The organism is Neobacillus sp. 114, from assembly GCF_030127045.1.
In the GTDB taxonomy this organism is placed as follows: Bacteria; Bacillota; Bacilli; order Bacillales; family Cytobacillaceae; genus Neobacillus; species Neobacillus rhizophilus.
Window position 1 is genome coordinate 1,472,000 of the sequence record NZ_CP126144.1, and the last position, 13,336, is coordinate 1,485,335.

Sequence of the window (13,336 nt, forward strand, 5' to 3'; positions counted from 1 at the left end):
CAAAAGAACCGTCCCTATGTTTCAATGTAAATTAGGAGGGGTAGAGTTGAAACCAAAAGTGATAGTTTATAAAAAAGTAGATCCTAAAATATTGGAATTTGTACAGCAAACCTGTGAGGTCGTTTATTTTGAGGAACTAGATTCAAATACATATCCTGCATTTTTTCAGGAGTTGGTAAATGCGGATGGGATATTGGGTTCTAGGTTGAAAGTGTACGCCGATTTATTGGACAAGGCTCCCCAGTTAAAAATTGTAAGCAATATGTCAGTTGGGTACGATAATCTGGATATAGCGGCATTGACAGCTCGTGGAGTCATGGCAACGAATACCCCAGAAGTATTGAATGATACGGTAGCGGATACGATTATGGGATTAATATTGGCTTCGGCCAGGAGGATTCCGGAATTGGACCAATGGGTGAGAGCCGGGCAGTGGAAATCCGAACTGAAAGAACAGTGGTATGGGGTAGATGTCCATCATAAGGTATTAGGAATCATTGGCATGGGGGGAGTCGGCACTACCGTGGCCAAAAGGGCGCACTGTGGCTTTGATATGGAAATTCTATACCACAATCGGTCTAGAAATATGGCTGCAGAAGAGAAGTATGGCGCTACCTATTGTTCAATGGAAGAATTGTTGAAGAACTCCGATTTTGTCTGCCTCCTGACGCCGCTAACGCCGGAAACCGAAAACTTAATCGGAAAAAGAGAGTTTGGGCTGATGAAAAAGTCGGCGATTTTTATCAATGCGTCAAGAGGGAAAACCGTTGACGAAGAAGAGTTAATTAAGGCCCTGCAAACTGGTGAAATTGCCGGTGCCGGCTTGGATGTGTTTGTTCAGGAACCAATCAATATGGACAATCCGCTACTTTCAATGAAGAACGTCGTAACTCTGCCGCATATCGGCTCAGCCACCTATGAAACCCGCTTTCAAATGGCAATGACAGCGGCAACTAACCTCGTTTCCGGCCTAAAAGGCGATACTCCAGCAAATCTAATCAAGTGAAGCATGGGGACGTTCTTTTGCATCGTTTAGTGATGCAAAAGAACCGTCCCCGTTAATCATTTAAGTCCAATCGTTTATGGTAATAAAAGCCGAGGCTTCACTATATATGGACGAACGTTCCACATCCGTATCCAGGTGCTTGCATCCCAACAAATTCTACCGATTTTACCGATTTTTATAATATACTTAGAGATAATGGCCTTATATTAAAAGTGATCTGCTTTTCTAGATCATTGGGAAAGATTAAATAAATCCGAGACAACAAAGAAGAAGGAGACCTATGACCATGAAATTCAAAAAGGTTCGTTGGGGTATTATTGGCTGCGGTAATGTTACTGAGGTAAAGAGCGGGCCAGCTTTTCAAAAAGTTAAAAATTCAGAGTTAGTTGCTGTTATGAGAAGAACCGGTGAACTAGCGAAAGACTATGCGGAGAGGCACCATGTCCCGAAATGGTACGATAATGCCGATTCACTTATAAACGACCCGGATGTGGATGCTGTGTACATTGCGACACCACCCGGTTCACACAAAGAATATACCCTTAAAGCTGCACAGGCGGGAAAACCTGTCTATGTAGAAAAGCCAATGGCGCTCAACTTTGCCGAATGCCAGGAAATGATTGCTGCCTGCAAGGCCGCCGGCGTTCCATTATTTGTTGCCTACTACCGCAGGGCAATGCCTCGATTTTTAAAAATTAAAGAGTTGTTGGAGAACAACGCAATCGGAGATGTCCGTTTTGTTTCAACAGCGCAGTATCAAAAAGCTTCAGATGACGTAAAGGACCCCGAAAAACTCTCATGGAGAGTACAACCTGAAATTTCAGGCGGCGGGCTGTATTACGACCTCGCCAGCCACACCCTTGATTTATTTGATTTCCTGCTGGGGCCGATAAAGGACGTTAACGGATTTGCCTCCAACCAGGGGGGTTTTTACCGGGCGGAAGATATTGTGACTGGTACATACATGTTCGAATCAGGAATCCATGGCACAGGAACTTGGTGCTTTTCCGCTTTTGAAAATGTCGATGTCAACGAAATCGTTGGTAGTAAAGGGAAAATTACCTTTTCCACTTTTGGGTCGGAACCTATTGTTTTGACAACTTCTAAAGGCGCGGAGCAATGGAGTTTTGAACCGCCGCAGCATGTTCATCAGCCTCTTGTGGAAACAATAGTGGAAGAATTGACTGGAGATGGCAACAAGTGCCCTAGTACTGGAGAGTCAGGTGCGCGGACAAATTGGGTCATGGGGGAAATGACCAATTTGTAAATTGAGTTTAACCTAGAATACAAGATAATAATGAAAGGAAAAAACACCTCAATAGACTTGGGGTGTTTTTTAGAAAAATTATCTTTCGTATGCGATATGACGGTAGCCATTAGGGGCTTCATAAACTTCATACCAATGATATGTAGGCGCTTTGAGCCACTCGTACTTCGGCAAATACACCAGATATCTAATGTTTCCTTCGCTATCAAGCAATGTTTTGAAAACTTTAAATCTACCAATACCAAAAGTCTGGTCCATATAACCCTCCAAACCATCTCTTACAAAATGGTTCTTATCCTCCTGCTCCTGCCTATTCAACTCAATCAGCCCATCCACAAAAATACTCAGCAAAACCAAAGTAACCGCAATCAACACAAAAACCAAAATATTTAACAAAAAAATAACCTCCTAAATCAAGATAAGTGATGCATGGGGACGGTTCTTTTGCCTCATTCAGAATTGAAGCAAGAGAACCGTCCCCGGGCTTCAAAATCCGCAAAGATGCATCATCTCCTTTGTTTTTGTTAAAATCATTTCGATTGTACTTTTGGAAAGTATAAGAAGGTGTGATTCAGATAACTTTGTTTTGAGATAAATAAGAACATTTTTTGAAAATTTAGGAGGGTAAATAAAATGTCTAATAAGAAAATCCTTAATATACAGAAGTTGGGCTTTCCATGGGTGACGGAGGATCCATTTTTAATGACCGTGCATCATAATGATGCTTATCCAGCGGGAAATGATGAACAGGGGCCTAGCACATCATTGGCTGGCAGGAATCTCGGTCAGGATTTTATGATTAAAGATGGTTTTCGGATGTATCATGGCACAACGGTACCAGGATTTCCGGCGCACCCGCACAAGGGATTTGAAACAGTAACGATTGTTTTGGAAGGATTGGTTGATCATTTTGATTCTACAGGAGCAAGAGGGCGGTATGGAAATGGGGATGTGCAGTGGCTGACAACCGGGAAAGGCTGCCTGCATACGGAAATGTTTCCGCTTGTCCATAAGGACAAAGGCAACCCGCTGGAGCTTTTTCAAATTTGGCTGAATCTTGCCGCTAAGGATAAAACAGCAAATCCAGATTATAAAATGCTGTGGGCTGAAGATATTCCTGAAATAGAATCCGCAGATGCAAATGGGAAGAAAACGACAGTCCGGCTGATTGCAGGAAAACTTCAGGGAAAAAACAGCTTAGATCCGGCTGCTGCTTCATGGGCAAATGACCCTAATAATCATGTCGGAATCTATCTTATTCGGATGGAACCGGGAGCGGTGTTTACAATGCCGGCGGTATCCAAAACATTGAATCGTAACATTTATTTTTACGAAGGAGAAGAAATCTATCTGGAGGGGACAACTGTCCAAGCTTATCATCGTGCCAAGCTTACAGGGGACCAGGAAATCGAAATCACCAATGGCGAAAAAGAGGCATATATTCTCGTTCTTGAAGGTGAACCGATTGGCGAACCAGTCGTGCAGCATGGCCCGTTCGTCATGAATTCAGAACAGGAAATCCGAGAAGCCTTCAACGACTATCGCAGAACACAATTCGGCGGCTGGCCATGGGGCCGGATGGACCCTGTCAATGAACCAAGTGATGGCAGATTTGCACGTCATGGGGATGGAAGAATAGAGGAAAGATAGTGCATGGAGTGCATGGGGACGGTTCTTATACATCATTTAGAATTGATGCATAAGAACCGTCCCTTTGTCTCACATCTGTTTCCCTGAAGCCTTTTCCTTTTCAAATAGTACAATAAGTCCCGGCAGGAGGATGCCCCTTACCAAAAAGGTATCCAGCAGGATCCCAATGGCGACGATGAAGCCGAAAACGAATAGGAGTTGAATTGGCTGTGTCATCAGAACGGCAAAGGTAGCCGCGAGAATTAGTCCTGCGGAAGAAATGACTCCGCCCGTGCTGGCGACTGCAATTTGGACTGCCTCTCGAACCGAGTACTTAGCTCTTTCTTCTTGATAACGGGAAATCAACATGATATTGTAATCAATCCCAAGTGCAATTAAGAACACAAACGAATACAGCGGAACGCGGTTGCTGATGGTATCGATATCAAAGAACAGATTGCTTAGAAACATTCCCAGCCCCAGGGCGGCAAGGAATGAAATCAAGATGGTCCCAATCATATAAACCGACATCTTGATTGACCTGGTCAAACTTATTAGCATCACGAAAATCAAAAGCGTCTCAAGCGCCACAATGACGATTAGGTCTCGGTCATTAATAGAGCGGTCATCGACTTTCGTGGCTGTTTCGCCGGCAAAATAAATGTCCCCGTTCACACCAGCCGAGGCAGCGATTTTATCAGCGCTGTCCCGCATATCCTCCAAAGCATCCATCGTTTTGGCGGAGTATGGATTTTCTGCAAAAGTTAAACTGTATTGAACGACTTTACCTTCTTCTGCGGTACCATTGACACTTACGGAGCTTACCAAGTCCTGTTCAGCAAGTTTGTTTTTCAATGCATCCTGTTGTTCGGCAGATAGTGGCTCTGAACCTTCAAATAAAACGGTCGTTGGGGCGAGGTCGCCTTTTTCAAATTTCTCCTCAAGAATTTCATAGCCCATTCGGGACGGCATATCTTTCGGAAATGATTTCATCGTATCAAATTCAAATTTCATGTTCACCATATTGCTTGCTGACACGATTAGAATCAATCCGAGCACCGCAACAGAAAGCCCCGGTTTTCTAGCAACAAAGTGCCCGATCCGGCTCCATAACGAATTAGTTTTGATAGCATCCTGGCCCACCTTAGGAATCATCGGCCAAAAGGATTTTCTGCCAAAAAGTGCAAACAAGGCTGGAACCAAAGTCACCGATGCAATCATGATAATCAGCATGGTGGTGGCAAATGTTGGAGCAAAGTTCCGGTAATCACCAAATCTTGCAAAAAATAATACCAACATGGCCGCAAGAACGGTACCGCCGGAATAAAACACAGGGGTTCCGACTTCCCGCATCGCCTGCCTCATCGCATCAAATTTATTCTCATGTTTTTTCAATTCTTCTCTAAACCGCGAGAATACAAATAAAGAATAATCAATCACGGCCGCAAACAGAAGAATAGTCATGATAGACAGCGTTTGGCTGCTCATTACCAGCCCTGCCTTGCCCATCAGGCCAAGTGTCTGCATCACCACTTCATACACAAAGGCGGCAGCCAGTAGCGGAATTAACGCCAAAAGCGGTGAGCGGTAAATCACAATCAATAGCACAAGGATTAGGCCGACTGTTGATAATAAAAGGACAATATCTGCTCTTGAAAATAGATCCAGGGTATCGGTGGCAATACCTGCAGGACCAGTTACGTAAAAGGTTAAATCGGAGTTTTTCTTGACGATTTCCTGAATCGCTTCCTCCACCTTTTTAATTTCCTTTGTCTCTAAGGATGAATCAATGGTTAAAGGAAGAATAGCTGTGGTTTTATCGTCAGAAAAGAAATCTGCGGCAGCCTGCGGAGGCAGTTTCGATAGTGGCACCATCTGATCGACACCATCGATTTTTTCCTTCTCTATGCTGTCGACGATGCTGGCTAGCTGAGGAAAAGTGATTTCACTTTTCTTCGCTTGAAAAACTAGAATAGCAGGAATTCCTTCATTGTCTTTAAAGTATTTATCCACTTTCTTTTGGGCGATGACCGACTGGGCATCTTCCGGAATAGACTTTATGCTTGACACTTCGTAGTCCTTGGCGCCTGGAGCCAAGACTGCCAGCAGCATCGCGGCCGCAAACCAGATTCCAAGCGTAATCCACATTCCTTTTTTGGTCGAGACACGGTCTGTGAGAGATTGCAAGAATGATTTCATATTGGTACTCCTTTGCACTAGTTTATAAGGGGCTATTTTTCAAAAGTCGACTAAAAGTGACACTCGTGTCACTTTTGGCAAAAAATAATTGACACTATTGTCACTAACATTATCTTTTAAAGGTGACACATGTGTCAATTATTTATTTGTGAACATTCCGTGACTAATAATTTCTTTGATCGACTGAACCCATAAATCTTGAGGAATGCCGAAGTGATTAGGAATGGCAATGGTCTGAAAAATTATTCCGAGCACCAATACGTCCGGAATATGGGGCTTCAGCTTGTTCTCGCCTTTTCCTAGTGTTACAAAGTTCTGCATATAACTGTACATTTCCAAGTGCATTTTTTCTAGGTTTTGCGTATTGTTCCGAACCTTTTCATTGAGGGAGGAGGGAATTTGTCTGCCTATCTCAATGAGTTGGTGGATTTCTCTATTTCTAAAAATAAGTTCAAAAAGGAATTCAAATTGCCTGTCAAAGTCATTTAATTCGGCTATTTCCTTTAATTCTGCGAGGAAATACTTCATCTCAAATAACATAAAATCGGTGATTAATTCTTCCTTGTTCTCGAAATATTTGTAAATCGCGCCACGGGAAATCTCCAATCGTTCTGCTAATAGACTGAAAGTAAAACCCTCATATCCATGTTCAAGCAGCAGCTGCTTGGTGTACTGAAATAATTCCTCCGTCGAAAACTTGCGCTCCCGTGCCATAATGCCACCTCCATCCATTAATGTAACACGGGGACGGTTCTTTTGCATCATTATTATTGATGCGAAAGAACCGTCCCTGTGCATCAAATTTTTCCGTTCCGAATAACCTGTTTCATCATATCCTTATTGGGATAGTTTACTTCCTCATAAAGCTGGATGACTTTTTCTAGATTATAGTTGACCCGCTGGATGGAGGTGTTGATATTTCCTTGATTGATTTCCACCAGTCCGTAGGAGGCCTTTGTTAGACCATCAAATGGGAGGCCGACGCTGCCAATGTTCATGACTACTTTTCCATTAATATATCGGATATAGGGCCGATGAATATGGGCATATACAAAAACATCTGCATCGGAGGGCTTCATCAAGCTAGTCTTGATCGTTTCGTCATCGGCATCGGGAAGAGTGATTTCGAATAAACTATCCGGTGTTGCATGGAAGGCAGCAATTGTAATTCCGTCCACGTTTGTGTCCAAGTGGGTTTGCAGATTTTCAAGGTATTGGAGATCGGCCGAATCCAGTTTCCCAACTGTCCATTGTCGTTCAGTATTCATCAACTCCAACGCATGATCCGGAACTTCTCCTGCACGAACACCGCGAACCACCCACTCATCGGCATTTCCTTTGATGACATCGGTATTTAACGACTGAATCAATTCAAGGGAGCGCTTTGGCTCCGGTCCTCGATAGCAAATGTCACCAAGAACGTAAATTTTGTCTACATCTTTTTGCTTAATATCAGCAAGGACCGCATCTAAAGCAACTGCATTCCCATGAATATCAGAAATAAAGGCTATTTTCACCATTTAATCAACTCCCCACATCTCCGCTTTTTAAAAAAATAATACCACTAAATGGATACGTGTTTCCATCTTTGGTTTGACCTGATAACTTTGATATATGTTTGAATTACCTTTTGAAGAATGGGGCCTAGTGTTAAAATTAATTGAAGGAAGGTATTTTTAACAAAAGGAGAAATCCATGGACAAGAATAAAGCTACAATTCAATCGATAGATGACTATATTATACAATTTCCACCTGATATTCAGGAAAAATTAAATAGTATTAGAAACTTTATTAAAGAGATGGTTCCAAATGCAGAAGAAAAGATAAGTTATCAAATGCCCGCGTTTTTTTTGTATGGCAATCTAGTATATTTCGCAGCTTTTAAAAAGCATATAGGTTTTTTCCCAACTTCAAGTGGTATTGCTGCTTTTCAACATGAATTATCGGAATATAAAACGTCAAAAGGTACCGTTCAGTTTCCTCTAGAAAAGCCTATTCCATATGAATTAATCGGCAAAATTGTTAAATTTAGAGTTGCTGAGAATTTAAAGAAGGCGGAAGACAAAGTGAAAAAGAAAAAGTAAATTTTGTGTTCATGGTTCTATAAGAAAGGTAATATCCTGTCATATTTGCCCATGTTGTACATCTCTTATAAAGAGGTGTATTTTTGTGAAAAGGAAACTGATTCGAACGCTTATTGTATTGGTAGTGCTGATCTTAATATATGATTTTAATTTTCGACCAAAAACAGTAACGTATTTGGGTGAAGATGCGAATTGGTCTATTAAAATAAACTCAAAGTTAGTGGGCTTTAATGGTAGTTACAGTATTAAAGTTCGCTATAAAGGTAACAAATCAATCGAGTATGTGGATTTTAATATCCATCCACCACATTATGAAGTAGGTATCCCTTCCATGAAAGAAAAAGGCTTTTACCACTGGGAATGCAAGGATGACTGTGGGTTTTATGATAAAGAGGATGAACTTCTCTTTTTTATCGTTTGGAAAGAAGACAACCGTTCCGAAGAAAAAATGAGGTTTATTAATTTAAAAAAGATTCCGACTAATTGGTGGAAGTAGAGGAACAACTAAAGGAAAATTGATAAAATAGTGTCGTGGAGGTGGAATATAAAATGATTGCAACCCAATACAAGATTACACTGCCGAGCGATTACAATATGAATATAATCAGAGACAGAGTGAGGAATAATGGCTATAAAACTGACGGGTTTGAAGATTTGAAGTTTAAACTCTATTTGACCACCGAAAGAGGAATCCATAATAATTTGCAAAACAGTTATAGCCCATTATATCTTTGGAAAGGGAATAATGGACTGAACAAGTTTTTATTTAATGGGTTTTATGACAATATCTTAAACTCCTTTGGTTGGCAGCAAGTTGATGTCGGAATACCCCTGATTGATACCACTACATCTAAAATCATTGAGATTAAGTACTTATTTCAAATCACATCAGAAATACCACCGCAAGAAAGTCTAAACAACCTAAAGGATAAAATTGCAGAAAGCATTCCCATCATAGAAGAGACGGAATATCTCGTTACTTATAGTCCGGAGAGATGGAAGTACGATGTTTTTTATTTCTTAAAAGATTTAAGCCATGTAAAAGATATGAGTGGAGTCGTTTATTCGATTTTGCATATATCACAAGGGTAATACCTATGCCTATTCTGTATCATAAATGGTCAAAAATAAGCCTAGTCCTTTTTCGGGACTGGGCTTTTTGCTTTTTTCTCTCTTTAGTGAGGCTTCTAATCGAATTCCTATGGGGATTACTAATACATAGCATGAGCTTTAATTGGCTATACCGTATTTTTCAGAATGATGCAAAAGAACCGTCCCCATGCACCACCCTTTTGCATCAGTTTTAAGGAATGATGCATGAGAACCGTCACCGTGTTATATTTTGTGGTGTATTTCAAAATAGAGTGCCTGAATAAATTTTTTCATGTTGATTCGAATGGGGGCTGGTGTGACATTTTTTTTGTCTTGTAGTTCTTTCATTTTTTGACGGACGGTTGTGAAATCGAAAAATTTGGATGAGTAATTTTCGAATTTTGGGTGGGAAAAGTCTGTCAGCCCTAGTGAGGCGAGGCCGTTTAAGGATTGATAAATCGCCCTTCGGACACGCTGTTCGGATGCTTTGATTTCTCTTTGAAGATCAGCCTCGCTGGCTGCTTCACCAAGCTTCTTCAAAGCTATGATTCTAAAAGTCTCCTTTAGTGAAGGAAATCCATTAGTGAATGTTTGCATCTGTTCGTAGTCATGGAAAAACTGCATAATCTCCATAAGGTCTTTACTGCCGCTTTCCCCGGCAATGCCCAGTTCCGAAAGAAGAAACCGCCCGGCGTCCGAGAATGTTTTCCCTTTTTCCCGATGTAAATTGCCCTCTGTTTTATGAAAGCTAATATTCATCGCATTTTGGATAGACCTTTGGATATCCTGGATAGATTGCTCTAATCGGGCATGCTCGATAACCTTCTTTACAACCGAAACGACCTCGATTTTATTAATCGGCTTTGTTATGTAATGATCAATCCCCTTTAAGTAAGCTTGTCCAATCAGGTCCTTAGATTCCACTTGAGAAATCATGATGACCTTTCCTTTAAAAACCGGCTTGATTTTTTGGACCGTTTCGATGCCGTCTTGACCCGGCATTAACAGGTCAATTAGTAAAATATCAACCTTCTTCATATCTAAAAGTTCTCCGCTAACCTCGAAACCGTCGGCAGCCTCGCCCACGACTTCGCCAAGGTCATCATCTTCAATAATATGGCTAAGCATCGTACGAATCGATATATCATCATCAATAATAAAAAATCGCATGAAATCACTCTTTTCTCGTTATTTTTGCCATTGGCAGGTGAACAGTGAAAGCTGCCCCTTTGCCATCTTCCGAATTATTCAGCAGAACATTGCCATCATGCATTTCTACCACTTCCTTTACGTAGGTCAACCCAATCCCAGTGGAAGATTTGCCAGTGCTGTCAAACTTTAAAGTGAATCCAGGTTTAAAAATGACATCTTTATATTGGCTGGGAATTCCGGGTCCAGTATCCTTAACGCGGATTGTCAGCCAATCTTGATTTTGTTCAGCCAATAGCTCAATTTTACCCGTTTCATTGATCGCCTCGACGGAATTGGAAACAAGGTTGTTGACAATGGAGGTAAATGTGTACGCATGATAATCGGGGTGTGTTCCGCTAATTGAAAAGACGAACTCAATTTTTTTCCCCAACAGCTCAGCATACTTTTTATTTGTCCTTACAATAATTGAAAAAAGGGAGTCAATGTCAATATAATCAAGCAAACTTTCCTCGGTAATCAGTTTGGAAAGCCCTGATAAAATTCGTTGATTATCCTTTTTAATCTCATGAACTTCACCAGCAATCCTTAAGGCTTGCTGAGGTATCCCTTCCAATGAGAAGTTTCTCTGTCCCTCCTTGATTTCGTGCAAATCCTTGTATAGATTGTAGGATTGTTTGGTGACCTTCTCGGCAAACTGAAGGGTTTTTTTCAAAAGGATGGTCTCTTCATAAAGATTCGAAACGACCATGATCATATGTTCATTTCGCTTTTGGATTTCCGTTTCCTTCAGCTTTGATTCATGGTATTTAAGAGTACTAAATAGACCAACTACAAAAAAGCTTCGAAATACAGCGAAAATAAAAATTTTATGGACGGCATCAATAGTTGTTAATTCTTCAAATAAAAGCCTTTCGAAAAACAACTCTGACATTCCAGCAGCAAATTCTGTTACAATTCCCAATAGGCCTATCACCCAAGGCCGCTGGTTAAACTGGTGGATTTTCAATAAGAAAAAGACCAAAGCATAGGCGAAATAGTAGACAAAGGATGGTAGGTTAGCATGAATGGATACCAGCCAATCAAACGGTTCGAGAAAAACAGCATCAAGAAGGATTCGAAAAGCTAGCACGGAAACCCCTGCAAGCGTGCCGCACAAAATAGCGGGTACTTTTCTTAGCCCCAATAAAAAGAGAAAAAGGGCAGGGGGTCCAAAGCTCACCCGATAGACCTCATTAAATGGATAAAATTTTACCTCCCCAGCAAGCGGAACCAAAATGGCCATTGCCGCCAGTAAGGTAAGTTCATTTTTTGAAAAAAATTTAATGTACAATTTCCGCCACAACCTCTTATCCTAACAATCTCTCATTTAATGCAAAAAAAATTTGTAGGTTTTTGTAGATTTCTTGTTATATTGTGTAGTTACTATTTTACATTAAGAGCAGCCCCGCTGAAAACGCTCTCAGGAAATCGCTGCCTCAAATTATAGTTTTATTTTAGCTAGAAATCCATTGGAAAAAAACTCTTCTAAGACCAAATCGTAAAAAAATTAAAAAGAGGTGCTTGAATGAAAAAATTAGGTTTAGCTTGGCAAATCTTAATCGGACTAATCCTTGGTATTGTGATTGGTGCCATTTTCTATGGTAATCCTGATGTTGCAAAGTACTTACAGCCAATCGGGGATATCTTCTTAAGACTAATCAAAATGATTGTCATTCCAATCGTTATCTCCAGTTTAATTGTAGGGGTTTCCAGTGTAGGTGATACAAAGAAGCTCGGGAAAATTGGCGGCAAAACAATTATCTACTTTGAAATTATTACTACTATCGCGATTATTATTGGACTATTATCAGCGAATATTTTTCAGCCGGGCTCTGGGGTTGATATGAGTTCATTGCAAAAAACAGATATTGGCAGTTACGTAGATACTGCTGAAACTGTTGAAAGCCATGGGATGGCAGAAACATTTGTGAACGTAGTCCCGCCAAATTTTATTAAGGCAATTGTTGATGGAAACATGCTAGCCATCATTTTCTTCTCAATTTTATTTGGACTAGGCGTTACTGCCATCGGAGATAAAGGAAAACCGGTAATTGCCTTTTTCCAAGGGACAGCGGAAACGATGTTCTGGGTAACGAATCAAGTGATGAAATTTGCCCCTTTCGGTGTGTTCGCATTAATAGGCGTGACGGTATCTAAGTTCGGTATTGAATCATTACTGCCATTGGGCAAATTAGTCATTATTGGCTATGCGACGATGCTGTTCTTTGTATTAGTTATCCTGGGGGCAGTTGGCAAATTAGCAGGCGTGAATATTTTTAATATCATCCGTCTGCTAAAAGATGAGTTAATTTTGGCCTATTCCACGTCAAGTTCTGAAACGGTAATGCCAAGATTAATGGAGAAAATGGAGAAGTTCGGTTGTCCAAAGGCGATTACCTCCTTTGTTATTCCTACGGGTTATTCCTTTAACCTTGATGGCTCAACACTGTACCAAGCATTAGCAGCACTGTTTATTGCCCAAATGTATGGCATCGATTTATCCATTGCTGACCAAATTTCTTTGATGCTTGTCTTAATGGTAACATCAAAAGGAATTGCCGGTGTTCCGGGGGTTTCGTTCGTGGTTCTCTTGGCCACGCTCGGAACAGTAGGAATTCCGTTGGAAGGACTTGCGTTTATTGCTGGTATCGACCGTATTCTCGATATGGCCAGAACCGTTGTCAATGTCATTGGAAACTCATTGGCTGTAGTGGTTATGTCTAAATGGGAAGGCCAGTTTGATAAAGAAAAAGCAAGTTCGTACTTACAAACCTTGAATGATACAAAGCAGCAGGCAGCCTAATGGAATAGCTGATTTAGTAGAGGAACCCTGTAAAGTTTGGGTTCCTTTATTGGTGTAATGCCAA

General features: G+C 41.0%; 13 protein-coding genes. 7 read left to right on the top strand and 6 right to left on the bottom strand.

Annotation, left to right across the window (positions count from 1 at the left end):
- Window positions 1-46: 46 nt before the first annotated feature.
- Together QNN06_RS07270 and QNN06_RS07275 are read left to right on the top strand one after the other, a co-directional pair.
- A complete protein-coding gene (locus QNN06_RS07270; RefSeq protein ID WP_213118106.1) occupies window positions 47-1,006 on the top strand; it encodes a 2-hydroxyacid dehydrogenase in 960 nt (319 codons plus the stop codon).
- 286 nt (window positions 1,007-1,292) lie between these two features.
- Window positions 1,293-2,273, top strand: coding sequence for a Gfo/Idh/MocA family protein (locus QNN06_RS07275; protein WP_284037330.1), 981 nt, complete (start codon window positions 1,293-1,295; stop codon window positions 2,271-2,273).
- 78 nt (window positions 2,274-2,351) lie between these two features.
- Here the strand turns inward: QNN06_RS07275 and QNN06_RS07280 are convergent, their stop codons facing one another.
- On the bottom strand, window positions 2,352-2,669 hold the full coding sequence (locus tag QNN06_RS07280) for a hypothetical protein (protein ID WP_213118104.1): 318 nt from the start codon (window positions 2,667-2,669) through the stop codon (window positions 2,352-2,354).
- Between the two features lie 237 nt (window positions 2,670-2,906).
- Here QNN06_RS07280 and QNN06_RS07285 point away from each other — a divergent pair, with 237 nt between their 5' ends.
- Window positions 2,907-3,923 carry a pirin family protein gene (locus tag QNN06_RS07285; protein ID WP_217035636.1) on the top strand — a complete coding sequence of 339 codons (1,017 nt, stop codon included), beginning with the start codon at window positions 2,907-2,909 and terminating at the stop codon, window positions 3,921-3,923.
- Between the two features lie 69 nt (window positions 3,924-3,992).
- Here the strand turns inward: QNN06_RS07285 and QNN06_RS07290 are convergent, their stop codons facing one another.
- The 3 genes from QNN06_RS07290 to QNN06_RS07300 all read right to left on the bottom strand — a co-directional run bounded on the left by QNN06_RS07290 (window position 3,993) and on the right by QNN06_RS07300 (window position 7,618).
- Window positions 3,993-6,101 carry an MMPL family transporter gene (locus QNN06_RS07290; protein ID WP_284037331.1) on the bottom strand — a complete coding sequence of 703 codons (2,109 nt, stop codon included), beginning with the start codon at window positions 6,099-6,101 and terminating at the stop codon, window positions 3,993-3,995.
- Window positions 6,102-6,239: 138 nt separating this feature from the next.
- Window positions 6,240-6,815 carry a TetR/AcrR family transcriptional regulator gene (locus QNN06_RS07295; RefSeq protein ID WP_217035651.1) on the bottom strand — a complete coding sequence of 192 codons (576 nt, stop codon included), beginning with the start codon at window positions 6,813-6,815 and terminating at the stop codon, window positions 6,240-6,242.
- Window positions 6,816-6,898: 83 nt separating this feature from the next.
- On the bottom strand, window positions 6,899-7,618 hold the full coding sequence (locus QNN06_RS07300) for a metallophosphoesterase family protein (RefSeq protein ID WP_284037908.1): 720 nt from the start codon (window positions 7,616-7,618) through the stop codon (window positions 6,899-6,901).
- A 178-nt stretch (window positions 7,619-7,796) separates the two neighbouring features.
- On the opposite strand from QNN06_RS07300, the gene QNN06_RS07305 reads away from it, so the two are divergent.
- From QNN06_RS07305 to QNN06_RS07315, 3 genes are all read left to right on the top strand, one after another.
- Window positions 7,797-8,186 (top strand): iron chaperone, encoded by a 390-nt coding sequence (locus QNN06_RS07305; RefSeq protein WP_213118100.1) that lies wholly within the window; start codon window positions 7,797-7,799, stop codon window positions 8,184-8,186.
- 85 nt (window positions 8,187-8,271) lie between these two features.
- A complete protein-coding gene (locus QNN06_RS07310) occupies window positions 8,272-8,682 on the top strand; it encodes a hypothetical protein (protein ID WP_284037332.1) in 411 nt (136 codons plus the stop codon).
- Window positions 8,683-8,735: 53 nt separating this feature from the next.
- A complete protein-coding gene (locus QNN06_RS07315) occupies window positions 8,736-9,278 on the top strand; it encodes a DUF4865 family protein (RefSeq protein WP_213118099.1) in 543 nt (180 codons plus the stop codon).
- A gap of 243 nt (window positions 9,279-9,521) precedes the next feature.
- On the opposite strand, the gene QNN06_RS07320 is transcribed toward QNN06_RS07315, so the two are convergent.
- Both QNN06_RS07320 and QNN06_RS07325 read right to left on the bottom strand, forming a co-directional pair.
- Window positions 9,522-10,448 carry a response regulator gene (locus QNN06_RS07320; RefSeq protein WP_213118098.1) on the bottom strand — a complete coding sequence of 309 codons (927 nt, stop codon included), beginning with the start codon at window positions 10,446-10,448 and terminating at the stop codon, window positions 9,522-9,524.
- A 4-nt stretch (window positions 10,449-10,452) separates the two neighbouring features.
- Window positions 10,453-11,760: a sensor histidine kinase gene (locus QNN06_RS07325; RefSeq protein ID WP_284037333.1), complete on the bottom strand. Its 1,308-nt coding sequence runs from the start codon at window positions 11,758-11,760 to the stop codon at window positions 10,453-10,455.
- 234 nt (window positions 11,761-11,994) lie between these two features.
- Between QNN06_RS07325 and QNN06_RS07330 the strand changes: the two genes are divergently transcribed.
- Window positions 11,995-13,272, top strand: a complete 1,278-nt coding sequence (locus tag QNN06_RS07330; RefSeq protein ID WP_213118096.1) for a cation:dicarboxylate symporter family transporter — start codon at window positions 11,995-11,997, stop codon at window positions 13,270-13,272.
- Window positions 13,273-13,336 lie beyond the last annotated feature (64 nt).